Raw genomic sequence first — 23,273 nt, forward strand, 5'->3', positions numbered from 1 at the left:
AGATGCGCAGCCGTGACGAGGATTTTCCAGCCGGGTGCGGAGCGCAAGCGCGCATGACCCGGGCGACGATCAAGGATGTGTCGCGCGTCGCCGGCGTGTCGATCAAGACCGTCTCGCGCGTGCTCAACAAGGAACGCTATGTCAGCGACGACATGCGGCAAAAGGTCGAGGAAGCCGTCGCGCGCCTCAACTATCACCCGAGCCAGGCGGCGCGCACGCTCGCGGGAAAACGCTCGTTCCAGATCGGGCTGATCCACGACAACCCCAGCCCCTATTATATCTTCAACATGCAGGCCGGCGTCGGACAGCGCTGCCGCGAGGCCGACTTTCGCATGATCGTCCAGCCGTGCGACATCAACTCGCCCGGCCTCGTCGACGACATCGGCGCGCTGATCGATCAGGCGCAGCTCGACGGCATCATCATGACCCCCCCGGTGACCGACGTCGGCACCGCGCTCGCCGAGCTGTTTCGCCGCAAGATTCCCGTCGTGCGCGTCCAGCCGGGCACCGATCTGACCGCAACCTCAGCGGTTTACATCGACAATGTGCAGGCGGCCGACGACATGACCGCGTACCTCATCTCGCTCGGCCACCGCCGCATCGGCTTCGTCACCGGGCATGGCAATTATTTCGCGAGCGGCCAGCGGCTGACCGGATATCGGCAGGCGCTCCAGCGCGCAGGCATCGGCTTCGACGCGGCGCTGGTCTTTCCGGGCCAGTTCGATTTCCAGTCGGGGACCGCCGCGGCCGAAGCCTTGCTGGCGCTCGACCAGCCGCCGACCGCGATCTTTGCGAGCAGCGACGATATGGCGGCGGGCGTGCTCGCGGCGGCGCACCGGCTGGGCGTATCGGTGCCCGACCAACTGTCGGTTGCGGGCTTCGACGACACCGACCTCGCACAGGTCGTCTGGCCGTCGCTGACCACGATCCACCAGCCGATCCGCGACCTCGGCTACGCCGCCGCCGACCTGCTGCTCGAATTCGGCGAGACGATCGAGCGCCGGCAGCTTCCGCACAAGCTGGTCGTGCGCGGCTCGACCGCGGCGCCGAAAGGCTGAGCGGGAGGGGCCGCCCCGGCCCGCCCATCGGGCGGAAAAGTCAGGACTTGCCAAGCAGATGGCAGGCCGGTACACCGGCCGTCCGTTCCAATGCGAAGAAAGGAGGGCGCAATGAAATTTTCGATCGCAGCATGCCCTCCCGGAAGGTTTAGAGCCTTCGAGCGCTTCGACCACTAGGTCCTGAAGCCTCCGTGATCCGGTTTTCCGACCCGATCGCCCCCTGATACAACGCTTTGGAGACGGCGCTTTCGCGCCGGTTCATGATATGACATCGACACCCGACACGGGCCGCGCGAATTCGATTCGCCGCGTCCTCGACTTCACTTTCCGCCACTGGGCCGTGCAACGCGGGCGCGCCGCCTTCATCGCCCTGTTCATCACCGTCGCGACGGTCACCGAGATTTTCGTGCCGCTGTACGCCGGCCGGCTGATCGACGCGCTCGCTGCCGGCCGGCAGGACGGCGCGCTCGCGCTTTTCGCGGCGATGGCGGCGCTCGGCCTCGCGATGGTGATCCTCCGCCATTTCGCCTGGGCGGGCATCATCCCCTTCACGCTGCGCATGATGCAGGGCGTGACGCAGGGCAGCTTTCACCGCGTCCAGCGTTTCTCGACCGACTGGCACGCCAACGCCTTCGCCGGTTCGACGGTGCGCAAGATCACGCGCGGCATGTGGGCGTTCGACACGCTCAACGACGTGCTGCTGCTGCAGCTGCTGCCGTCGGCCGTCGTGCTTGTCGGCACGATGCTCCTCCTCGGCTGGCACTGGCCGGTGCTCGGGCTCGTCATGGGCATCGGCGCGGCGCTCTATGTCGCGATGACTGTCGCACTCGCCGCGCGCTGGGCCTCGCCCGCGGCGACGCTGTCGAACGCATGGGACACAAAGCTTGGCGGCCTCCTCTCCGACGCGATCGGTTCCAACGCCGTCGTCAAGGCGTTCGGCGCCGAGGACCGCGAGGAAGCGCGTGTCGGAACATTGCTCGCCAAATGGGCGAAGCGCACGCGGCGGACGTGGATGCGCTACACCTGGTCGGGCAGCGCCCAGATCCTGCTCCTCTGGGTTGTGCGCAGTGCGATCACCGGCGTCGCGCTGTGGCTGTGGTGGCGCGGCGCCGCAACGCCGGGCGACGTCGCCTTCGTGCTCACCAGCTATTTCGTCGTCCACGGCTATCTCGTCGACATCGGCTTCCATATCCATCACCTGCAACGCTCGGTGAACGAGATGGAGGAACTCGTCGATCTTCACGACCAGCCGCTGGGGATCGAGGACCGGGCGGACGCCGCGCCGATCCGGATCGGCGCCGGCGAAATACGCTTCGACGATGTCACCTTCCGCTATGGCGGGCACGAAACGCCGCTCTACGAACATCTCGACGTCCTGATCCGGGGTGGCGAGCGGATCGGTCTTGTCGGCCATTCGGGATCGGGCAAGACGAGCTTCGTCAAACTCATCCAGCGCCTCTACGACGTGAACGAGGGGCGGGTGACGATCGACGGGCAGGATGTTTCGCACGCGACCCAACAGTCGCTGCGCGCGCAGATCGCGATCGTGCAGCAGGAGCCGATCCTGTTCCACCGCAGCCTTGCCGACAATATCGCCTATGCCCGTCCCGGCGCGACCCGGGCGGAGGTCGAGGCGGCGGCACGGCTCGCCAACGCGCACGACTTCATCGCCCGGCTCCCGCGCGGTTACGCGACGCTTGTCGGCGAGCGCGGGGTCAAGCTGTCGGGCGGCGAGCGTCAGCGCGTGGCGCTCGCACGCGCCTTCCTCGCCGACGCGCCGATCCTGATCCTCGACGAGGCGACGTCGAGCCTCGATTCGGAAAGCGAGGCGTTGATCCAGCAGGCGATGGACCGGCTGATGAAGGGGCGCACCGCGATCGTCATCGCGCACCGCCTGTCGACAGTGCGCACGCTCGACCGAATCCTCGTGTTCGATCAGGGGCGGGTGATCGAGGATGGCAACCATGAAGCGCTGCTGGCCGATCCCGACGGTCAGTATCGCCGGCTGTTCGATCGGCAGTCGGGCAATATCATCGACGAGGATGACGAGGATCCGGCGTTGATCGACGCATAACGCCAAGCGGGCAGGCCACCGGTCGTTGTCCTTGGGGAAATGATCGGGAGCCTGCCCGCACCCCAGAATCAAAAAAACCGCTGTCCATTCCGATATGACAACGTTATCTCATCCGCCGGACAGATGGATTCGGGGAGAGACGATCTTGGCGCAAATCGCCGATAAACGCCGCTGGCTCGTGGTGGGACTCGTCTTCATCGCGATCGTCCTCAACTATGTCGATCGCCAGATTCTCGCGCTTTTGAAGCCGACGCTCCAGCTCGAGTTCGACTGGACCGACCGGGATTACAGCCACATGGCGTCGGCCTTCCAGTTCGCCGCCGCGCTCGCCTTCCTCGGCACCGGCTGGTTCATCGACAAGGTTGGCCTCCGCTGGGGCTTCGCGATCGGCGTCGGCGTGTGGAGTCTCGCGGGCATGGCGCACGCCTTCGCCTCGACCGTTTCGGGCTTCGTCGCCTCGCGTGCCGTCCTCGGCGCCGCCGAATCGATCGGCACCCCCGCCGCGGTGAAGACCGCCGCGACTTACTTTAACGCGAAAGAACGCAGTTTCGTCCTCGGGCTCGGCGGCATCGCACCCAACGTCGGCGCGATCCTGACGCCTTTGCTGATCCCGCTGATGGCGCTGATGTGGGGCTGGCAGGCGACCTTCCTGATCGCGGGCGGGCTCGGCCTCGTCTGGGTCGTGGTCTGGCTGATGGTGCGCATTCCCGAACAGCCGAACGCCGCGCGCGACGCCGCGGCGCCAAAGATCGCGTGGAGCAGCCTGCTGCGCGACCGCCGCCAATGGGCCGTCATCCTCGGCAAGGCTCTCACCGATCAGGTGTGGTGGTTCCTGCTCTTCTTCATGCCCGACTTGTTCCACCGCGTCTTCGGGCTGACGCAGGGCACGCTCGGGCTCCCCGTCGCCTTCGTCTATTTCATGGCGGCGCTCGGCGGCATCACCGGCGGGTATCTCCCGTCGTACCTGATGGGTCGCCGCGGCTGGACCGTAAACGCGGCGCGCAAGACGACGATGCTCATCTACGCGCTGCTCATCCTGCCCGTGCCCTTGCTCGTCGGCGTCGACAGTGCATGGACCGCCGCGATGATCCTCGGCCTTGCGCTCTTCGCACACCAGGGTTTCTCGACCAATCTCTTCGGCCTCACCACCGACGTCTTTCCCGCGCGCATCGTCGGCTCGGCGATCGGCATCGGCGCCTTTGCCGGGAACCTCTCGGGCATGGCGATGATCGAATTCGCGGGCTGGTCGCTCGACACGGGGCGCGGCTATCTGCCGATGTTCCTCGTCTGCGCCGTCACCTATCTCGTCGCGCTCGCCGCGATCCACCTCATCCTGCCGCGCATCGTCGCGGTGGATGAGGAGCGGGATGGCGAGGTGCAGGTGCTGGCGCATTGAATAATTTCCTCGTCATTCCCGCGAAAGCGGGAACCCAGTGTGGAGTAAGCCGACGCACGCTCTGGGTCCCCGCTTTCGCGGGGATGACGAAAGAAAGAGATTAGCTCGCACGCATACGAAACCCGCTTCCCTCGTCCCGACTTATGGAGTATATGACAGCGATGTCAGATTTTCTTCCCGCTCCCGCCAATGTGACTCTCGCCGGTCATGAGGTTTCACCCATCGCATGGGGCATGTGGCGCTTCGCCGGCGTCGACGTCGCGACTGCTCGCGCGCGCATCGATGCTGCGTTCGAAGCCGGCGTCACCCTGTTCGACACCGCCGATATCTACGGCTGCGATACTCCCGGCGGTTTCGGCTCGGCCGAGGCTTTGCTTGGCGACGTTTTCGCCGAAGCCCCCGGCCTCCGCGACAAAATGGTGCTCGCGACCAAGGGCGGGATCATCCTCGGCGTACCCTATGACAGCAGCGCGCCCTATTTGACCTCGGCCATCGACATCTCGCTGAAACGCCTGCGCACCGATCATGTAGAGCTGTGGCAGATCCACCGTCCCGACCTGCTCACCCACCCGCAGGAAATCGCGCGCACGCTCGAGGAGGCGTTTCGCGCGGGCAAGATCGGCGCGATCGGCGTCTCGAACTTCACGCCTGCCCAGACCGCGGCGCTCGCCAAATTCCTCCCCGTCCCGGTGGTCAGCCATCAGAGCGAATTTTCGCCGCTCCACCTCGCGCCGCTCTTCGACGGCATCTTCGACCAGTCGATGGCCGAGGGCATGGGCTTCCTCGCCTGGTCGCCGCTCGGCGGCGGCCGGCTCGGCGATCCGGCCGACGAGCGCACGCGCGCAGTCGCCGGACTGCTCGACGCGAAGGCGGCCGAATATGGCGTGTCGCGCGCCGCGGCGACCTATAGCTGGGTGATGGCGCATCCCGCGCGCCCGATCCCGATCGTCGGCACGCAGAATGTCGAACGCATCAAGGAAATTCCGCAGGCCTTCGCCCCGCGCTGGACGCGCGCCGAATGGTACGCGGTGCTGCAAACATCGATGGGGGAGAATCTGCCATGACCGACCGCAGTTGCGAAGTCAGCTGGTTTTCGGCGCTCTGCGACGACGACTATGAATTCCTCGGCGTTCCCGACCCGATGCTCAAATCGAGCTGGGAACATTGCCGCGACATCGTGATGCAGGCGGACGCTCAAGGGTTCGATAATATCCTGCTCCCCTCGGGCTATGCGCTTGGCATCGACACCACCGCCTTCGCTGCCGCGGTCGCGACGATGGTCAAGAACATCCGCCTCCTGATGGCGGTGCGCATCGGCGAAAGCTGGCCGCCGCAACTCGCGCGCCAGATCGCGACGATCGACCAGATCCTCGGCGGCCGCCTGACGGTCAACATCATCTCGTCCGACATGCCCGGCGAGACGATGGACTCCGAACCGCGTTACCGCCGCACGGTCGAGGCGATGCATATCCTCAAGACCCTGCTCAACGGCGAGGCACTCGACCATGACGGCGAGTTCTGGAAGCTGCAGGTCGCACCGGCGCGCGTCGGCACCGTCTCAGGCAAGGCGCCGCCGCTCTATTTCGGCGGCCTCTCGCCCGCTGCCCGCGATGCCGCCGCGAAGGGTTGCGACGTCTTCCTGATGTGGCCCGACCGTGAAGAGGTGGTGAAGGAGATCATCGCCGACATGACGCAGCGCGCCGCCGCCTACGGTCGCACCCTCAAATTCGGCTACCGCGCGCACATGATCGTGCGCGACACCGAGGCCGAAGCGCGCACCGCCGCCGACCGCCTGCTCTCGAAACTCGACGCCGCGAAGGGCGCCGAGATCAAGGCCAAGTCACTCGACTCGCAGTCGTTCGGCGTCAACGCGCAGGTCGCCTTGCGCGAGGCCGCCTCCGACGACGGCTATGTCGAGGACAATCTGTGGACCGGCGTCGGCCGCGCCCGCTCGGGCTGCGGCGCCGCGATCGTCGGCGACCCCGATCAGGTTCTCGCAAAGCTGAACCGCTATCAGGACATGGGCATCGAAGCGTTCATCCTCTCGGGATACCCGCACGCCGCCGAAGCCGATCTCTTCGCGCGCCATGTGCTGCCGAAGATGACGCACGGGCCGCTGGTGCTCTGATCTGAAAGGATACCCCGCCTCCACGTTTGAGACGTAGGAGAGAAGGAGGCGGGGCGAGCGCGCTTAAGCAGCGTTCGCCTTACCTGTCGATGAACAAAAGATTTTATCCAGCCCAAACCTGCGCATAAAGCGTCGCCATCTCCTCCGCATCGGGCACGCGCGGATTGTTCGCCGGCGACCCCGACGCCGCCGCCTGCGCGCACATCGTCGGGACCAGCGCGTCCCAGCGCGCCGCGTCGATGCCCCACGCCGCCGGTCCCGGCACCTCGAGCTCGCGGTTCAATGCCGCAAGCTCGTCGAGTAACCGCGCCACCGCCGACTGGTCACCCTCGGCTTCGTCCGCCACCCCCATCGCGCGCGCGCAATCGGCATAGCGATGCAGCGCCGCGGGCGCCGACCAGGCGGTCACCGCGGGCAGCAGCATCGCGTTCGACAATCCGTGCGGCACATGGAAATGCGCGCCGATCGGCCGGCTCATCCCGTGGACCAGCGCGACCGAGCTGTTCGAAAAGGCGATCCCCGCTTGTGTCGCGCCCAGCATCATCGCCTCGCGCGCCGCGGCATCCATCGGGTCGCTGCACACGCGCCGCAGGTTCGGCGCGATCGCGCGCATCGCGAGCAGCGCCATGCCGTCGCTGAACGGGTTGGCGCGCTTCGACACATAGGCCTCGATCGCGTGCGTCAGCGAATCAATCCCGGTATCGGCAGTCAACCGCACCGGCTTGGTAAAGGTCAGCTCATAATCGACGAGCGCCGCAACCGGCAGATAGGCGAGCCCCGGGCACAGCATCTTCTCGTCGGTCGCCTCGTCGGTGATGATCGTGAAGCGCGTCGCCTCCGACCCCGTGCCCGCGGTCGTCGGGATCGCGATCACCGGCAACCCCGGCGCATCCTGCACATGCGGCGCCTTGTAATCGGCCATCGCCCCGCCGAACCGCCCGAGCAGCGCAATCGCCTTCGCGCTGTCGAGCGGACTGCCGCCGCCGAAACCGACGACGCAGTCGTGATCGCCCTCGAGCAGATACGCCACGCCCGCATCGACCGACGCGACCGTCGGATCGGGCACCGTATCGGCGAACACCCGGGCCGCGATCCCCGCCGCCGTCAGTCCATCGACCAGTTCGGCAACCCGCCCGCTGCTCACCAGCCAGCCGTCGGTCACGATCAACGGCCGCGCCAGCCCCAGCGCGCCGAGCACGTCGGGCAATTGCTTCGACGCCCCGCCGCCGATGCGAAAGATGCGGGGCAGGGCGATACTCGCGATACTCAACTCACCATCTCCTCGCGGATAGAACTCCGCGCCATCCAGAACAACGCCGAGGCGAGCGCGCCGAACAGGATGAAGATCATCAACGACCAGCGCACGCCTTCCGCCGACCCTAGCCCCATCGGGCCCGAGAGGAAATCGCTGACCACACCCACCCCGAGCGGGCCGAGCCCAAGCCCGAGCAGGTTGATGATGAACAGCAGCACCGCTGACGCCGTCGCGCGCGTCTGCGGCCGCACCAGCCCCTGCACGGCGGCGAAGCCCGGCCCGTACCAGAGCGTGTTGAGCACCGGCGGAAAGGCGAACATGATCAGCGCGAACACCGCCGAATCGGCCATCAGCCCCGCGATGTAGAAAGGGATGCCGAGGAAGGTCGAAACCGCCGGGATCGCCACATAAGCGCGCAGGTCGCGCGCGCCATATTTGTCGGCCAGCTGCCCGCCCATCCAGGTGCCGAGCGCGCCTGTCAGCCCGAGCACGATGCCGAGCGCAACGCCCAGAAATCCCGTCAGCCCCAGCCCGAAATCGCTCGCGATCACGGTCAGCTCCTCGGCGTGGTTGCGAAAAAAGAAGGGCGCGAGGAAGGCTGCGGCGCCATAGCCGATGAACGCCTTGATTGCGGCGGCAAAGGCGATCAGCCAGAAGGTGCGCTTGCCGCGGATTTCGGCCATCGCGGTCTTGAAGTCGGGCCGCGCCGCCTTGAGCGCCGCGAGATCGCCGTGCATCTGCCGCCGCGGTTCCTTCAGCGTCGTCCACGCGATCAGCGCCATCAGCACCCCCGGCGCCCCCGCAAACAGGAACGCCGTCCGCCAGCCGTATGCATCGGCGATCAGACCGCCCAACGCGAGCCCGAGCAGCCCGCCGAGCGGGATGCCGAGTGAATAGAAGGCGAGCGCCGACGCGCGCTTCTCCTTCGGCGTATAATCGGTGATCAGCGAATGCGCGGGCGGCGTGCACCCCGCCTCGCCAATCCCGACCCCGATCCGGCACAGCACCAGCTGCACGAAATTCTGCGCAAAGCCGCACGCGACGGTGAACACGCTCCACAACCCCGCCGCCACCGCGATGATCCGTGGCCGGTCGCCCGTCTCGGCAAAGCGCGCGATCGGAATCCCGAGCACGGTATAGAAAAGCGCGAAGGCGAGCCCCGTCATCACCCCCAGCTGCCAATCGGCCAGATGCAGCTCATTCTTGATCGGCTCGGCGAGGATCGAGACGATCTGTCGGTCGAGGAAGTTGAGGATATAGATGATCAGCAGCACCGTCAGCGCATAGCGGCGATACGCCGGGGACACCGGCGCAATGACGGGCGGGGCGGGGGCTTCGGTTTTCATCTCATCCTCTCACGATCTTTTCTTTTTTCGTCGCCCCCGCGAAGGCGGGGGCCGCTGTCGGTTTATGCAGCAATGCTGGGCAAGGCCTCCGACGGCCCCCGCCTTCGCGGGGGCGACGGGTTTGATTTGACTCCCGCCACCGACGCGATATGACAGCGTTGTCTGAAAGGAAAACCGTTGCCCGAATTGCTCGTTCTTCAATCGGTCTGGGGCCTCGACAAATGCCCCGGTTTCGACATCGAAAACCGCCTCGACGAAGCGCTGGCCGAGGTCGTCGCCGCGGGCTTCGACGGTGTCGGCGTCAACCTCGCGCGCACCACGCGCGCCGACGGTGTCGCGCGCGTGATGAACCCGCTCGGTCTCGCGTGGGAAGGGCAGGTTCTCGTCCATGACGCGGGCCAGCTCGCGCACTGGATCGGCGAAGCCCACCGCCTCGGCGCACACCATCTCAACGTCCAGATCGCCGGCCCGACCGCCGACTTCCGCGCCGCGCTGCGCCTGATCGATGCTCTTGTCGCGGTCGCGAAGGACGCGCCGCTCCCGGTGTGGTTCGAAACCCACCGCGGCCGTCTCACCAACGATTTGCTCTTCACGCTGCAATTGATCGAGGAACGCCCCGGCCTGCCGCTTACCGCCGACCTGTCGCACTATCCCGTCGCCGGCGAGATGGAACTGCCGCTTTCGGGCGACCAGCTCGCGGCGATCGAGACGATCTTGCAGGGGAGCCATAATTTCCACGGCCGCGTCTCGACGACGCATCAGGTACAGGTCGCGCTCGATGCGCCGCAGCACGCGGGCTGGCGCGACCAGCATATCGCATGGTGGCGCCGCGGCTTCGAACTCTGGCTCGAACAGGCGCGGAGCGACGACGCGCTGACCTTCATGTGCGAACTCGGGCCTCCACCTTACGCGATCACCGCGCCCGACGGCCGCGAACTGACGAACCGCTGGGACGAGGCGCAGCGCATGCGCGACATCGTGCGGGGGCTGTGGAGCGAGGTGAGCGGTTCCTAACTTCAATACTACCGTGCCCCTGCGAAGGCAGGGGCCCATCACCGAATCTTTCGTTGCCAAGCCGACGTTGCCGGAGGGATGATAGCTCAGGTGATGGGCCCCTGCCTTCGCAGGGGCACAGGGAAGGGCAGGCATCACACCGCCACCGCATCCCGCCAGCGCGCAAACGCCGCATCGGCCTCAGCGCGCCCGACCTTCGGCAGAAACTCGGCATCGTATCGCGCCAGCCGCTTGAGATCGCTCTCGCCGAACAGTCCCGCGCCCATCCCCGCCGCCAGCGCAGCGCCATAGGCACTCGCTTCGCGTACCGCATGGCGCCGCACCGGTCGCTGCAGCGCGTCGGCCTGCAACTGCATCAGCGTATCGCTCGCCGACAGCCCGCCCGCGACGGGCAGCGCCTCCGGGACCGGTAAGGCGTCGGCAATCACATCGGCGATCTCGCGAAAGCGGAATGCGATACCCTGCAACGCCGCGCGCGCGACCTGCCCCGGCCCGTCGGCAAAGCTCAGCCCCGCGATCAGCCCGCGCGTCTCGAATAGCCCATGCGGCGCGCCCATCCCGGCGAGCGACGGCCGCACCACGACCTTGCCCGCATCGGCGACCGAAGCCGCCGCCGCTTCCATCGCCGCGGGCGACGCGAACAGGCCGAGCCCGCCGCACAGCCACTCGATCATCGATCCGGTGGTGATCACCATGCCCTCGACGCAGAAGCGCGCCCTCCCGCCCGCAAAGGCGAGCGCTTCGGCGGGCATGCTGTTGTGGATCGTCTCGGGCGCATCGCCGGTCCCCGCCATCAGCACGCCCGACGTGCCATAGGTCGCCTTCCAGTCGCCGCGCTCCAGCGCGCCATGCGCGACCATCGCGGCTTCCTGATCGGCGATCAGCGCGGTGATCGGCACCTGCGCGCCGATCACCGCGGGATCGCTCTCCGCTATCGCACCCCAGCTATCGACCTGCGCCGGAAACATCGTCAGGGGCAGCTTCTGGTGCGCGAGCAACGCCGCATCCCACCCGCTGCCGTTTGCATAATCATAATAGCCCGTCAGCCACGCCGCCGAGGCATCGGTGACATGTGCGCCGCTCAGTCTGTAGGTCAGCCAGCTGTCGAGCGTGCCCCATTGCAGATCTTTGGGATCGCGCCCCGACAGCGCAATCGCCGCGGGCAGCTTCGCCGACGGCACTTGCGGCCAACTGGTAAAGCCTGCCGCGCGCAGTGCCTTATACTCGTCCATCCCGCGCAAGTCGCTCCACACGAGCATCGGCGCCACCGGCTCGCCCGTCGCCCGGTCCCACAACACAATGCTTGCCCGCTGCGTCGTCACCCCGAACGCAGCAACATCGGATATGCTGCGCCCCGCCGCGGCTAGCGCGCCGTCGATCACCGCACGGCAGATATCCCAAACCTCGGCGGCATCCTGTTCGACGAAGCCGGGGGCAGGAAAGTGGCTCGCGATCGCCCGTTTGTCGACGCCCAGCACCGCGCCCGCCGGATTAACCAGCATGGCGCGGGCGCCCGTCGTGCCCGCATCGAGTGCGAGCAAAAGCTCAGGCATCGGGTATCAGATTGCCCGGATTCATGATCCCCTCGGGGTCGAGACAATTCTTCAACCGCCGTAGCAACGCGACGCCGCTCTCGCCCAGATCATGGTGCAGATACGGCTTGCGCAGGCGTCCCGCGCCATGATGGTGCGCGACCCCGCCGCCATGCTTGGCGGTCGCTTCCATGATCGCGCGCCAGCCGGCGAAATAGGCGGGTTCCATCTTCGCGCTGTCCTCGAACGTCGCGGCAAAGCTGAAATAGAGGTTGATCCCCGACCGGTACACGTGGCTGCTGTGCGCCGACGCGTTGATTACGCCGGGAATTTCGTTGAGCGCTGCGATGCTGGCGTCATAGATTGCGCCGATCTCGCTCCAGCGCCCCGAAATCTCGACCGTGTCGGCGACATAGCCGCGCTCGAACATGTCGCGCCAGCTCGGCACATGGTTGCGCCGCTCGATCCACTGCTTCGCCGCGTTCGGGTCGCCAGCCTCAAGACCGGCCGCCCCGCAAATCTCGTGCATCGCTGCGAGTTCGGCATCGACACGCGCCTTCGGCCCCTCATGCACCATCAGCAGCATCGCCTTGCCGTCGCGCTCATAGTCGCGGAACAGCCGCCGCACCTCGCGCCCGTCATATTGACGCATCACCGGCGGGCGCCAATCGGCACGCACGATCCGCCGCTGCGCCTCGAACCCGGCGCGCATATCGTCGGCGTAGAAGATGCTGTAATCGCGGTGCGGCGCTTTCGCACGCAGCGAGAAAGTCACCCCGGTGATGACGCCCATCGTCCCCTCGGCACCCATCAACAGGTGGCGGAGGTCGGGTCCGGCTGCGGCGCGCACCGCCTTTCCGAGCGTCACCAGTTCGCCGTTCGGCAGCACCGCCTCGATCGAATGGATGATGTCCTCGATATTGCCATAAGCGGTCGAAAACTGTCCCGACGCGCGCGTCGCCACCCAGCCGCCGACGCTGCTGATCGCGATCGACTGCGGCCAGTGCCCGATCGTCAGCCCGTGCGCCGCGACCGCCTCCTCGGCCTCCATACCGTTGAGGCCCGCATCGAAGCTGGCCAGCAGATCGTCGCTGTCGATATAGCGCACGCGGTTCATGGCGCTCATGTCGAGCAGGATCGCATCCGGCGTCGGCTCGATCCCGCCGCACACCCCGCTGCCAAAGCCAAAGGGGATCAGCGGCACGCGTTTCTCGGCGGCGAGGCGCACGACCTTCTGCACATCCTCGACCGACTGCGGCCGCACGACGCAGCCCGGTGCGGGCACTGCTTCACCGCGCCAGTCGCGCAGATGCTTGACCGCCCACTGGTCGTAACGCCGCGCGTTGAGCGCCTCCGCATCGCTCGCGACGCGGTCGGCGCCGATGGCGCTCGCCAAGGCTTCGGCAATATTCATTTCACTCTCCCAAAAGCCTGCGGCTCTCATCGTTAATCCGGCGGCAATGCGCGATCTGCGCTGCCTTCATGGCGTCATCCCAGCCGAGCAACGCGCCCATCGCCCCGGCGGCGGGCGCCAGCGCGGCGAGGCCCGCGCCATGGTCGAACCAGGCGCGCGCGCTCCGCCGCACCCAATAATCTTCGAGGGTGGCGGCGCCCTCATGCGTCACCGCGCGCACCGCCTCGGCAGCGACATCGCCGCCCGCGATCAATATCTCGTTCGCCTCGTCGCCATAAAGCCCCGCCAGCCGCTCGGCGGCCAGCGGATCGAGCCCGTCCAGCTGCACCCCGCGCGACCCGCCCGGCAACGGCATATTGGCGGTCGAACAGGGCAGGGCGGTGGCGCCCAGCCGCTCGACGACCAGATCGACCACCCGCTCCGCCATCGCGCGATAGGCGCTGAGCTTCCCGCCCGCGATCGACACCAGCCCGCCCGGCGAAGTCCATATCTCGTCCTTGCGCGACACCTCGTTCGCCTTCTTCCCCGGCTGCGCGATCAGCGGCCGCACCCCCGACCACAAAGACACGATCTCGGTATCGCGGATCGGATCGATGCTCAGCGCCGCCTCGGTCGCGCGCAGCAGATAGTCGATGTCCTCGCGCGTCGGCGCGGGCCAGTAATCGGCGCCGTCGTGGAACACGTCGGTCGTGCCGACATAGGTGAACGCCCCGCGCGGCACCGCAAAGATGCTGCGCTTGTCGGGCGCGCGGATGATCAGCGTCGAATTGATCGGCAGCCGCTCGCGCGGCAGCACGAGGTGGATACCGCGGCTCAGCGACATGCGCATGTCGCTTTCGCCCGCCTCCAGCCCGCGCACCTTGTCGACCCACGCGCCCGCTGCGTTCACCACCAGCTTCGCCTTGATCCGCGCGCCCAGATTGTCATCCAGCGTCGACGTCGCCACCAGCCCGTCGCCCGTCAGTTCCGAAGCCGCCGCATGGTTCACGACAACTGCACCCGAGCCCTGCGCGCTCCGCACATTGGCGAGCACCAGCCGCGCATCGTCGGTCAGGAATTCGGGATACAGCACCGCGCCATTCAGTCTGTCGGTCCGCATCAACGGCTCGCGCCGTTGCAACTCGGCCAGCCCGATCACCTCATGCTTTTCGGCCTCGGGCACCCCGCCCAATTTCTCGAAGGTCCAGAGGCCCGTGCGCAGCTTCGCGGTCATCGCCATGTTCGTCGTCGGGATCAGAAAGGGCGAGAGTCGCGTCAGGTGCGGCGCGATCCGCCGCAAGATCTGCCGCTCCGACGCCGCTTCCTTGACCAGCGCGATGTCGCCCTGCGCCAGATAGCGGAGGCCGCCATGGATCATCTTCGACGACCGGCTGCTCGTCCCGCTCGCATAATCGCGCGCCTCGACCAGCGCGACCGACAGCCCGCGCATCGCCGCATCGCGCGCGATCCCCGCGCCGGTAATTCCGCCGCCGATCACCGCGAGGTCGAACGTCCGGGCTTCCAGCTCAGCGAAAACCTCCGCGCGCCGCCGCGCATCGAGCGCGGTGCCGGTCACGCGGCGACGATCCCGCCAAACAATGCCGCATCCGCCGACCCCGCGCGGTAAAATACCGGCGGCTCGCCGAACGGCGCCGCCACCGTTACATCGCTACCGCCTGCGTAAGTCTGCCCCGACCAGACGTGCACCCACTCGGCGCCGGCGGGCAGATAGGTCGTCCACTCGCTCTTCCCCGCCGCGATCACCGGCGCGACGAGCAGATCGGGTCCGAGCAGATAAGCGGTCTGGATCGCATAGGTCTGCGGATCCTCCTCGAAATGCAGGAATAGCGGCCGCTGCACCGGCAACCCCGTCTCCGACGCCTCGTGCGACAGCCGCCGCAAATAGGGCGCCAGATGCGCGTAAATCCGCGTCATCTTCGCAAAATGTGCGAGCAACTCGGGATCGTCGTCATATTGCACATTCTGCCGCGGCCGGTTGCCCTCATGTGTGCGCATCATCGACGTAAACGCCGACATCTCGGCCCAGCGCATCGCGAGTTCGGTATCGCGCGTGGTGTCGAACAGGCTCGTGTAACCGCCGCAGTCGCTGTGATGATGCGCGTTGCCCAGCATCCCCGCCGACAGTGCCGCGCAGATCACCGTGCCGATCCCGTCGTGCCGCGAAAAATCGACCGCCTGATCGCCCGCCCACAGCATCGGGCAATGGCCCTGCACGCCGGCCCCGCCCGAGCGCATGAACACCATCATCTCGCCCGTCTGCCCGCGCCCCGCGATGCCCTTGGCATTGACCTCGCCCCACAGCGCCGGCCAGCGATTATGCGCGGTCATCCCGCTCTCGCCATTCGCCAGCCGCACGTCGACCGGCAGATATTCGCCGAAATCGGCCATCCAGCCCGACAGCCCGAAATCGATCATCTTCTCGCCGATGATCGTGTCGGCGAACCATTCCGCCGCAGCGGGATTGGTGAAGTCGACATGCCCGCAATCGAACTCGCCGAAGTCGATCACATAGGGCTCGTCCTTCTCAGGATGCATCACCATGAACCCCTGCGCCGCCGCCTCGGCATAAAGCGGCCCGTCGACCGCGAGATAAGGGTTCACATAGCCGAGGAAACGAATGCCGCGTTCCTTCAGTTCGGCGATCCGCGCGGGCAGCTCAGGATAGCGGTCGGCGTTCCACTGCCAGTCCCAGAACAGCCGATTGCCAAAGCTGGTGATACGCAGCCCGACCCAATCCTCGCACCACAGCCCCGACACCGCGACCCCGGCATCCTCGTAAGCCTTCAATCGCGCAAAACTGTTGTCGCCATCCTTCAGCCCGATCACCGCACCCTTCAGCAGCCATTCGGGCAGCGGCGGCTGGCGCCCGAAACGCTCTGCCAGTGCCGACACCAGCCCGGCAAAACGCGGCCGCGCCCACAGCTCGATCCTTGCGGGAATTTCCCACACCTCGACCTCGTGAAAATCGTCATCGCGGAAATCGAACGCCGCATAGGCAAAGCTGTCGACATGCAGCGCATAACGCCGCGAGCTGATAAAGGTCGGCTGCGGATAGTTGGTGTGGGCATAGCTGCCGCCGCCACCCTTGCGATGCGCCTCGACCTGCTGGAACAAAGGCGAGGCTGGATCGCGCCCGACGCCGGGCTCGCTCGACCAGAGCGGGAAATGCCGGCCCCTGAGGTCGAAGTAGGAGAATTGCTCGCCGCCCCCCCACACATGCTCGCCGGCCTCGGCGGGCACGCGCAGCCACAACCGGTTGAGTGCCGGGTCGAGCGCCTTCAGCGCGATCACCGCATCGTCGCCGTCACCCGAAACCTTCGCTTCGAGCAGCCAGCGCGCGCCCACGCTTTCGGCAAAGCGCACCATATCGCCATCGGTCTCGACATGCCCCAGCGCGATCCGCTCGATCACCTCCTGCGCCACATCGAAATGGCCGAGTTTCGAATGAACATGCGGCACACCGCGTCCGACGAAAAAACAGGGTGACCCTGCACTATGCGTCAGGATCGTCTGCCCGCCGAGGCGGAGTGCAAAGCCGGTGTCGAGCGCATCGAGCGCCATGGGGAGATCCTTTCGCACTAGCCATACAATCCTCCCTGTCGCGAAGCGATGGGGAGGGGGACCGCGCCCGCAGGGCGTGGTGGAGGGGCCGCGACGTTAGCGCCAGAACCCCTCCGTCAGCGGCTTCGCCGCTGCCACCTCCCCATCGCTACGCGACAGGGAGGATTTACCGTCAGAAATTCATCCGCGCGGTCACCCCGAAATAACGCTCGGCATCACGCGGCGTGATCTGGCGCATGAAGCTCGTCCCGTTCGGGATGCGCTGGATCACGAACTGCTTGTCGGTCAGGTTCTTGGCGATGAACGACAGGCTGTATTTGTCGTCGTCGGTGCTCACCTTGATCCCGGCATCCCAGATCGCATAGGCACTCTGGAACGCATTGGGGTTCTGGTTGATGTCGAACTGCGTGCGGCTCTGATAGACAAGCGAGCTGTTCAGATCGACGTTGAACCCGTCGATATTGAGCGGCAGGCGCCAGTCCATCGTCACCGTGCCCTTATACTTCGGCGCAAAGGGCAAAGGCTTGCCGTTGATCGCGGCGGCGCAGGTCACCGCGGCGCCCGGCGGGCAGATGAACTCGTTGATATGCGCGTCGGTGTAGTTGAACCCGCCCGACAGCGAGAAATCGTCGGTGATCGCGGCGTTGAAATCCATCTCGATGCCGCGCGTCGACACCGTGCCCGCATTGGTCAGGCGCGTGACGACCTGCCCCGCGACGATGTCGAGGAAGTTCGCCTGATAATTGTCGTACTTGGCATAGAAGCCCGCGAGGTTCAGCGTCAGGCGGCGATCGAACAGTCGGGTCTTCAGGCCGACTTCATAGGCGTCCGACTTTTCGGGATCGATGCGGCCGGTGTCGCGCGCCAGCATGTTGAAAAATACGTTGAGCGCCGGCCCCTTATAGCCGCGCGTATACGTCGTATAGGCGACGACGTCGTCGGTCACGTCGTACTGCAGGCCGGCATTGCCCGACCAGCCGTTGTCCTTGATCGACCCCGCCGAAGCGAACGCCGGGTTCACGCCGGAGAAGGCCGCGAGCGAGGTCGACCGGCGCGCGAAGTCATAGCTGACCTTGTCCTCGGTATAACGCAGCCCGAGGATGCCGCGGAATGCGTCGGTGAAGTTGAGCGTGCCCTGACCGAAGGCCGAATAGCTCGTCAGCTTGGTCGTGAAATCGGCATTGCCTTCGTTGGTGACAAAGGTCGACGACCCCGCCGCGCACGGCGTCAGCCCGCCCACCGTCGGCAGCGTCGATGCGGTGCAGCTCGTCACCGTGCGGTTGAAGAAATCGACTTCCTTCGTGTGGTAATAATAGAGCCCCGCAACATATTCGAAAAATTGCGGATTCGCCGACGCGATGCGCAACTCCTGTGTGAACTGGTCGAACTTCAGGTCGCCGCGGTCGTGCGAACGCACATCCCCCGCCGCGGTGCCGGTGTTGACATAGCGCGGCGCGTCCGACCGGAAATCGCCGTCGCGCTGCTGGAAATTATACCAGTGGCGATACGCGGTGATCGAGGTCAGCGTAACCCCGCCGAGGTCGAGGTCGATCTGCCCCGAAACGCCGCTGTTCTTGTCCTTGGTGTACGGATCGAGGTCGTTGTCGATATCCTTGTTCTTGCCGTCGAGCACCAGCGGCGCGAGGCTCGGGATGAACACCGCGTTGTTGAACGCCGAGGGGAAGACGGTGCCGATGCTGTCGGCAAAACCATTGTCGCTGTTCTTCGAATAATCGGCGATCAGCGTGATCTTCAGATTGTCGGTCGGCTCGGCGATCAGCTTGCCGCGCACGCCCCAATGTTCGTATCCATTGACCTTGCGGTTGTTGAACACGTTGCGGGCGTTGCCGTCATATTGCGACCAGAAACCGGTGAGCGAGGCGCGAAGGCCGTCGCCCAGCGGACCGCCGACGCTGCCGCGGATGCGATATTCATTGCCCTCGTACCAGGCCGCGTCGACATAACCGCCCAGCTCGTTGCCGGGCTCGCGCGACACGATGTTGATCACGCCGGCGCTGGCATTCTTGCCGAACAGGCTGCCCTGCGGGCCGCGCAGCACTTCGATGCGCTCGACGTCGAGGAAGTCCGACGTCTGCTGGCCGGTGCGCGCATAGACGACGCCGTCGATCACCGTCGACACCGACGGCTCGACCCCCGACGAGAAGCTGATCGTGCCGACACCGCGGATCGACAGCGCCGAATCCTTGTTCGTATTGCCCTTGCGGAAGGTCAGCGTGGGCACGCGCTGGAACAATTGTTCGGCCGAATTGACGTTCGAGCGTTCGAGTTGCGCCCCCGACACGACCGAGATCGCGACCGGCACATCCTGCAAATTCTGTTCGCGCTTCTGCGCGGTGACGATGATGTCGGTCGATGCGAAGGGTGCATCGGCTTCGGCCGGGGCCTGCGCGGCGGCCTCCTGCGCGTGGGCGGGGGCGGCGATCAGCGCCATTCCCAAGGCCGTCGTGATTGTCAGATAGGCTTTGGCTTTCGACGAAACCATATTCAGATCCTCCCTTGATGCGCTGCCGTCCGGTATGTCAATCAATTCAATTGACAATTACGAGCCGACCCATGCGCGCAATTATTTTTGTGGTCCAATAGAGAAATGTCGCGATGCCATGTCCGAATGCTATGGCTTGCGGGACAGCGTAAGGCGCAGACTGCTGCGCTCTGATCTGGTGTCGGCCCTGTCATCGGCAACCCTTCCCTTGTCATCGCGGATCGTGCGTCCGCTTCGACATCGGGCCGCGAACCTTTGTCGCGCGCGGCCTCGAATCGGCTGAAAGGCGCCATGCCCATCAGCCGCCCCAGGGATGCGCGTCAAAATCATTGCAGTCTAATCGAGAAATGTCGGTAGATTATGTCCAAATGCTATGGCTTTTAAGTGGCCGGCGTTGGGAAAAATCAAATGCGCCCTTTTATCGTCACCCCGGACTTGATCCGGGGTCCAGCTTGATCTTGAACGCCGGCGATGCGTCAAAAAAAGCGGGATCCCGGATCAAGTCCGGGATGACGGAAGAAATCGAGCAACATCCGCTCACCACGCCATAGCGGACATGCACAGGCTTCGATGCCCGTTGGCGGGCGGGTCAGCCGAATTTCCCGTTGATCGATTGCGAATAGCAAGATTGGTCGAGCATGTGACGGCTCGGAGCGACTAGCTGGTGCAGCCACGGAGAATGGATTTATGAAGGCGGCGCTTCGAAACTATCATAACCGGATGCAGCGGGTGCTGGACTATATCGACCAGCATCTCGACGGTGATCTCGACCTGGACACGGTGGCCGGCATTGCGGCTTTTTCCAAGTTTCACTTTCACCGGCAATTTACGGCGACCTTCGAGTTGTCGGTGAATCGCTACATCCAGCTTGCCCGTATGCGGCGCGCTTCGCACCAGCTTGCCGGTCGCGACGCGTCAAGCGTCACCGACATAGCGATGGACGCCGGTTATGATGCACCAGATGCCTTCGCCCGCGCCTTCCGGCGACGGTTGGGGCAGTCGCCTTTGTCGTTCCGGAAATCCCCCGACTGGGAACGTGGCTTGTGGCCTTCGGGCCTCTCGACAACGCGAGGAACAAGCTCATGCAGATTATCTTTACCGACGACGACGTGACAATCCGCGATGTGCCGCCCACGCCGGTGGCGATCATGGAACATCGCGGCGACCGGGCGACGCTCGGCGACACTATTCAGCGCTTCAGGGACTGGGGGAAGGCGGCCGGCTTGGCGCCCGGGGCAAACCCGACCTTCATGGTCTTTCGTTCCGAAAGATGTCCGGCCAACCCGGCCGATTACAGCATGGACCTGTGTGTCGCGACCGACGCGCCGATCGAAGCGAACGATCCGCAAATGAAGGCTGGCGTGATCCCCGGCGGGCGCTGCGCGGTGCTGCGCTATCCCGGCAACACGAACAATCTCGAGCCCGCCGCGCTCTACCTTTATCGCGACTGGCTTCCGACCAGTGGCGAGGAAGCGCGCGCATTTCCGATCTATTGCAGGCGCCGGCTCGCCCTCATTCCCGAGGTGCCGGCGCATGAGGTGGTTGTGGAATTGTTTCTGCCACTGGAACAGGTGATGGCCTAGCTCGACGCCACCACCCGCTTCACATGCGCCAGACACGCTTCCGTTTCACGCGCCACATCGGCGTTGAGCCACGCCACAATCTCGGGCGTCGGCCCGATATCGGGCTCAAGCAACGCGAAATCGAGATACACCGGCGGGGAAATCGGGCGGACCGCGACGCCCAAGCGGTGGAAACGCGGCGCACTGAACGGCTCGGCGATCGTCACGCCCAGCCCGGCTTCGACGAAGGCGTATAAGATCTGCGAATGCTGCGTCTCCAGCCGCCGCGATACGCTGATGCCGGACTCTTCCAGCGCGGTGTCGATCCCGGTCCACAGCGCATCGGCCTCGTGCATCGGGCCGACAAACTCCTCGCCCGCCAGATCGGCGATCTCCAGCCGTTCGCGCGCCGCGAGCGGGTGGTTGGCGGGCAGGATGCACACATATTCGGCGCGCGCGAGCGGCGTCGACCTGATGCCTTCGCGCCCCTGCATATCGACCCCGACGCCAAGGTCGGCCTGACCCAGAAAGACGCGCTCCTCGATCGCGCGCTGGCCGAGCGATTCGACGATGATCTTGATGTCGGGATAGAGGATGCGGAAGCGCGCGATCACCGCGGGCAGGATCGCCATTGCGATCGCCGCGAGCGCCGCGATGCGCACCGTCCCAACCGGATGCGCGCGGATACGCCGCGCTGCCTGGTCGAGCAGGTCGAGCCCCGCATAACTCCGCCGCACCGCCTCATACAGCGCCTGCGCTTGCGCGGTCGGGTGCACGCGCGCGCCGCGGCGGTCGAAGAGCCTAAAGCCCACCGCGCGCTCCATATCGGCGATCAGCCGGCTCACCGACGGCTGGCTGATATTCAGCATCGTCGCGGCGGCGGTAATGCCCCCGCTCATCATCACGGCGCGAAACGCCTCAACCTGTCTCATTCGCATCGGTCATAGTATAGACGTATGATCGCGCGATGCAATTCGATTGGATACGATGACTGGCCTCTGCGATATGCGTGAAGATCGAAAAGATACGGGAGAGTGAAGATGGATTTCTCGGCCCAGCGCGAACAATTCGCCACCGAAGGCTATGCGGTGTTCGAACGCATCCTCGAAGGCCCGCTGCTCGACCTGCTGCGCGCGGAATGCGGCCGCGTCATCGACCGCGAAGACGCGCGCCTCGACAGCCTCGGCGTCGAGGTCGACGGCATCAGCCACAAGGGCAAGCGCTATTTCGCCGGCGAATGCCAGCGCCAGCAACCCGATCTGCGCAAGATGCTGTTCAGCGAGACGATGGCCGACATCTGCCGCGCGACGCTCGGCGACGACGCCTATTTCTTCTACGACCAATATGTCGTGAAGGGCGCGAGCGAAGGCATGCCGTTCAGCTGGCATCAGGATTCGGGCTATGTCGTCGGCAACGGCGGCCCCGTCGATCACAAGCCGTACCTGACCTGCTGGTGCACGCTCGACGACACCACCGTCGCGAACGGCACCGTGCGCATCCTGCCCTTCTCGCAGGCGCCCGAAACGCGGGGCGGCATCGTCCCGCACATCCGCCAGCCGGGCAGCAACGACCTCGTCGGCTACACCGGCGACAGCGAGGGCGTGACGCTCGAGGTTCCGGCAGGCAGCGTCGTCGCCTTCTCCAGCCTTGCGCTCCACGCGACCGGATCGAATTCGACCCCGAACATGCGCCGCGTCTATCTCGCGCAATATTCGCCCGAACCGATCCTCAACCCCGGCACCAATCACCTCCGCCGCAACGCGATCGCCTTCCTGCGCGGCGGCAGCCAGGTGACCTTCAACTAAGGGAGACTGCCATGACCGCACGCCCCTGCATCGTCGCACTCGGCGGCAACGCGACCGCCGGCGGTTCGGCCGAACGTCTGCTCCGCCACGCCCTGATGCGCTGCGAGGCGTTGGGCGCCGAAACGATGCTGTTTGCTGGCGAAGCGATCGACCTGCCCATGTATGCCCCGCACCGCAGCGAACGTTGTTCGAAGGCGCGGGCGCTGATGGCCGCGCTGCGCGAGGCCGACGGTATCATCGTCGCCTCGCCCGCCTATCACGGCACCGTGTCGGGCGTGGTCAAGAATGCGCTCGATTATGCGCAGGATCTCGTTTCCGACGCACAGCCCTATTTCGATGGCCGCGCAGTGGGGTTGATCGCGGTCGCGGGCGGATGGCAGGCGGCGGGCAGCACGCTCGCGACGCTGCGCTCAATCACCCATGCGCTGCGCGGCTGGCCGACGCCGATGGCGGTCACGGCGAATAGCAGCCAGCCGCTCTTCGACCCCGACGGAATGCTGACCGATCAGGGTATCGCGTCGCAACTCGACATCATGACCGGACAGGTCGTGACCTTCGCGCGCATGAAGAGCGCTTATGCCGATGCGGGCAGGGCCGCCTTGACGGCCTGACGTCCGCCGGACCC

18 protein-coding genes are annotated in these 23,273 nt (G+C 65.7%); 10 read left to right on the forward strand and 8 right to left on the reverse strand.

The window, feature by feature from the left end; translation table 11 throughout:
- Positions 1 to 53: 53 nt before the first annotated feature.
- The 5 genes from J2X38_RS04480 (at position 54) to J2X38_RS04500 (ending at position 6,656) form a co-directional block, all read left to right on the forward strand.
- The gene (locus J2X38_RS04480; RefSeq protein WP_192648376.1) at positions 54 to 1,058 is read left to right on the forward strand and encodes a LacI family DNA-binding transcriptional regulator; all 1,005 of its coding nucleotides are present in this window, start codon (positions 54 to 56) and stop codon (positions 1,056 to 1,058) included.
- A 265-nt stretch (positions 1,059 to 1,323) separates the two neighbouring features.
- A complete protein-coding gene (locus J2X38_RS04485; protein WP_310251713.1) occupies positions 1,324 to 3,132 on the forward strand; it encodes an ABC transporter ATP-binding protein in 1,809 nt (602 codons plus the stop codon).
- 145 nt (positions 3,133 to 3,277) lie between these two features.
- Entirely contained in the window at positions 3,278 to 4,528 is a 1,251-nt protein-coding gene (locus J2X38_RS04490; RefSeq protein ID WP_405053428.1) for an MFS transporter, read from the forward strand.
- Positions 4,529 to 4,689: 161 nt separating this feature from the next.
- Entirely contained in the window at positions 4,690 to 5,592 is a 903-nt protein-coding gene (locus tag J2X38_RS04495) for an aldo/keto reductase (protein ID WP_310252699.1), read from the forward strand.
- Positions 5,589 to 6,656, forward strand: coding sequence for an LLM class flavin-dependent oxidoreductase (locus tag J2X38_RS04500; RefSeq protein ID WP_310251715.1), 1,068 nt, complete (start codon positions 5,589 to 5,591; stop codon positions 6,654 to 6,656). Before J2X38_RS04495 ends, J2X38_RS04500 begins: the two co-directional genes overlap by 4 nt.
- A gap of 103 nt (positions 6,657 to 6,759) precedes the next feature.
- Here J2X38_RS04500 and J2X38_RS04505 read toward each other — a convergent pair whose 3' ends face one another.
- Together J2X38_RS04505 and J2X38_RS04510 are read right to left on the reverse strand one after the other, a co-directional pair.
- On the reverse strand, positions 6,760 to 7,926 hold the full coding sequence (locus tag J2X38_RS04505; RefSeq protein ID WP_310251717.1) for an iron-containing alcohol dehydrogenase: 1,167 nt from the start codon (positions 7,924 to 7,926) through the stop codon (positions 6,760 to 6,762).
- Positions 7,923 to 9,257, reverse strand: a complete 1,335-nt coding sequence (locus tag J2X38_RS04510) for an MFS transporter (RefSeq protein WP_310251719.1) — start codon at positions 9,255 to 9,257, stop codon at positions 7,923 to 7,925. The genes J2X38_RS04505 and J2X38_RS04510 overlap by 4 nt, the downstream gene beginning before the upstream one ends.
- A gap of 177 nt (positions 9,258 to 9,434) precedes the next feature.
- Here J2X38_RS04510 and J2X38_RS04515 point away from each other — a divergent pair, with 177 nt between their 5' ends.
- Positions 9,435 to 10,271, forward strand: coding sequence for a hypothetical protein (locus tag J2X38_RS04515; protein WP_310251721.1), 837 nt, complete (start codon positions 9,435 to 9,437; stop codon positions 10,269 to 10,271).
- 134 nt (positions 10,272 to 10,405) lie between these two features.
- On the opposite strand, the gene J2X38_RS04520 is transcribed toward J2X38_RS04515, so the two are convergent.
- The 5 genes from J2X38_RS04520 to J2X38_RS04540 all read right to left on the reverse strand — a co-directional run bounded on the left by J2X38_RS04520 (position 10,406) and on the right by J2X38_RS04540 (position 19,281).
- The gene (locus J2X38_RS04520) at positions 10,406 to 11,824 is read right to left on the reverse strand and encodes an FGGY family carbohydrate kinase (protein WP_310251723.1); all 1,419 of its coding nucleotides are present in this window, start codon (positions 11,822 to 11,824) and stop codon (positions 10,406 to 10,408) included.
- On the reverse strand, positions 11,817 to 13,217 hold the full coding sequence (locus J2X38_RS04525; RefSeq protein ID WP_310251725.1) for an FAD-binding oxidoreductase: 1,401 nt from the start codon (positions 13,215 to 13,217) through the stop codon (positions 11,817 to 11,819). Before J2X38_RS04525 ends, J2X38_RS04520 begins: the two co-directional genes overlap by 8 nt.
- Before the next feature lies 1 nt (position 13,218).
- Entirely contained in the window at positions 13,219 to 14,772 is a 1,554-nt protein-coding gene (locus J2X38_RS04530) for a glycerol-3-phosphate dehydrogenase/oxidase (RefSeq protein ID WP_310251727.1), read from the reverse strand.
- Complete coding sequence (locus J2X38_RS04535; RefSeq protein WP_310251729.1) at positions 14,769 to 16,778, reverse strand: alpha-glucosidase; 2,010 nt, start codon at positions 16,776 to 16,778, stop codon at positions 14,769 to 14,771. Before J2X38_RS04535 ends, J2X38_RS04530 begins: the two co-directional genes overlap by 4 nt.
- A 172-nt stretch (positions 16,779 to 16,950) precedes the next feature.
- On the reverse strand, positions 16,951 to 19,281 hold the full coding sequence (locus J2X38_RS04540; RefSeq protein WP_310251731.1) for a TonB-dependent receptor: 2,331 nt from the start codon (positions 19,279 to 19,281) through the stop codon (positions 16,951 to 16,953).
- A gap of 687 nt (positions 19,282 to 19,968) precedes the next feature.
- On the opposite strand from J2X38_RS04540, the gene J2X38_RS04545 reads away from it, so the two are divergent.
- Complete coding sequence (locus J2X38_RS04545; RefSeq protein WP_310251733.1) at positions 19,969 to 20,394, forward strand: AraC family transcriptional regulator; 426 nt, start codon at positions 19,969 to 19,971, stop codon at positions 20,392 to 20,394.
- Positions 20,325 to 20,864, forward strand: a complete 540-nt coding sequence (locus J2X38_RS04550) for a GyrI-like domain-containing protein (protein ID WP_310251736.1) — start codon at positions 20,325 to 20,327, stop codon at positions 20,862 to 20,864. Before J2X38_RS04545 ends, J2X38_RS04550 begins: the two co-directional genes overlap by 70 nt.
- Here the strand turns inward: J2X38_RS04550 and J2X38_RS04555 are convergent.
- Entirely contained in the window at positions 20,861 to 21,775 is a 915-nt protein-coding gene (locus tag J2X38_RS04555; protein ID WP_310251738.1) for a LysR substrate-binding domain-containing protein, read from the reverse strand. The genes J2X38_RS04550 and J2X38_RS04555 overlap by 4 nt on opposite strands.
- Positions 21,776 to 21,883: 108 nt before the next feature.
- Here J2X38_RS04555 and J2X38_RS04560 point away from each other — a divergent pair, with 108 nt between their 5' ends.
- Positions 21,884 to 22,648 carry a phytanoyl-CoA dioxygenase family protein gene (locus J2X38_RS04560; protein ID WP_310251741.1) on the forward strand — a complete coding sequence of 255 codons (765 nt, stop codon included), beginning with the start codon at positions 21,884 to 21,886 and terminating at the stop codon, positions 22,646 to 22,648.
- 11 nt (positions 22,649 to 22,659) lie between these two features.
- Entirely contained in the window at positions 22,660 to 23,259 is a 600-nt protein-coding gene (locus J2X38_RS04565) for an NAD(P)H-dependent oxidoreductase (protein WP_310251743.1), read from the forward strand.
- Positions 23,260 to 23,273: the final 14 nt, after the last annotated feature.

The organism is Sphingopyxis sp. BE235 (genome assembly GCF_031457175.1).
GTDB lineage: Bacteria > Pseudomonadota > Alphaproteobacteria > Sphingomonadales > Sphingomonadaceae > Sphingopyxis.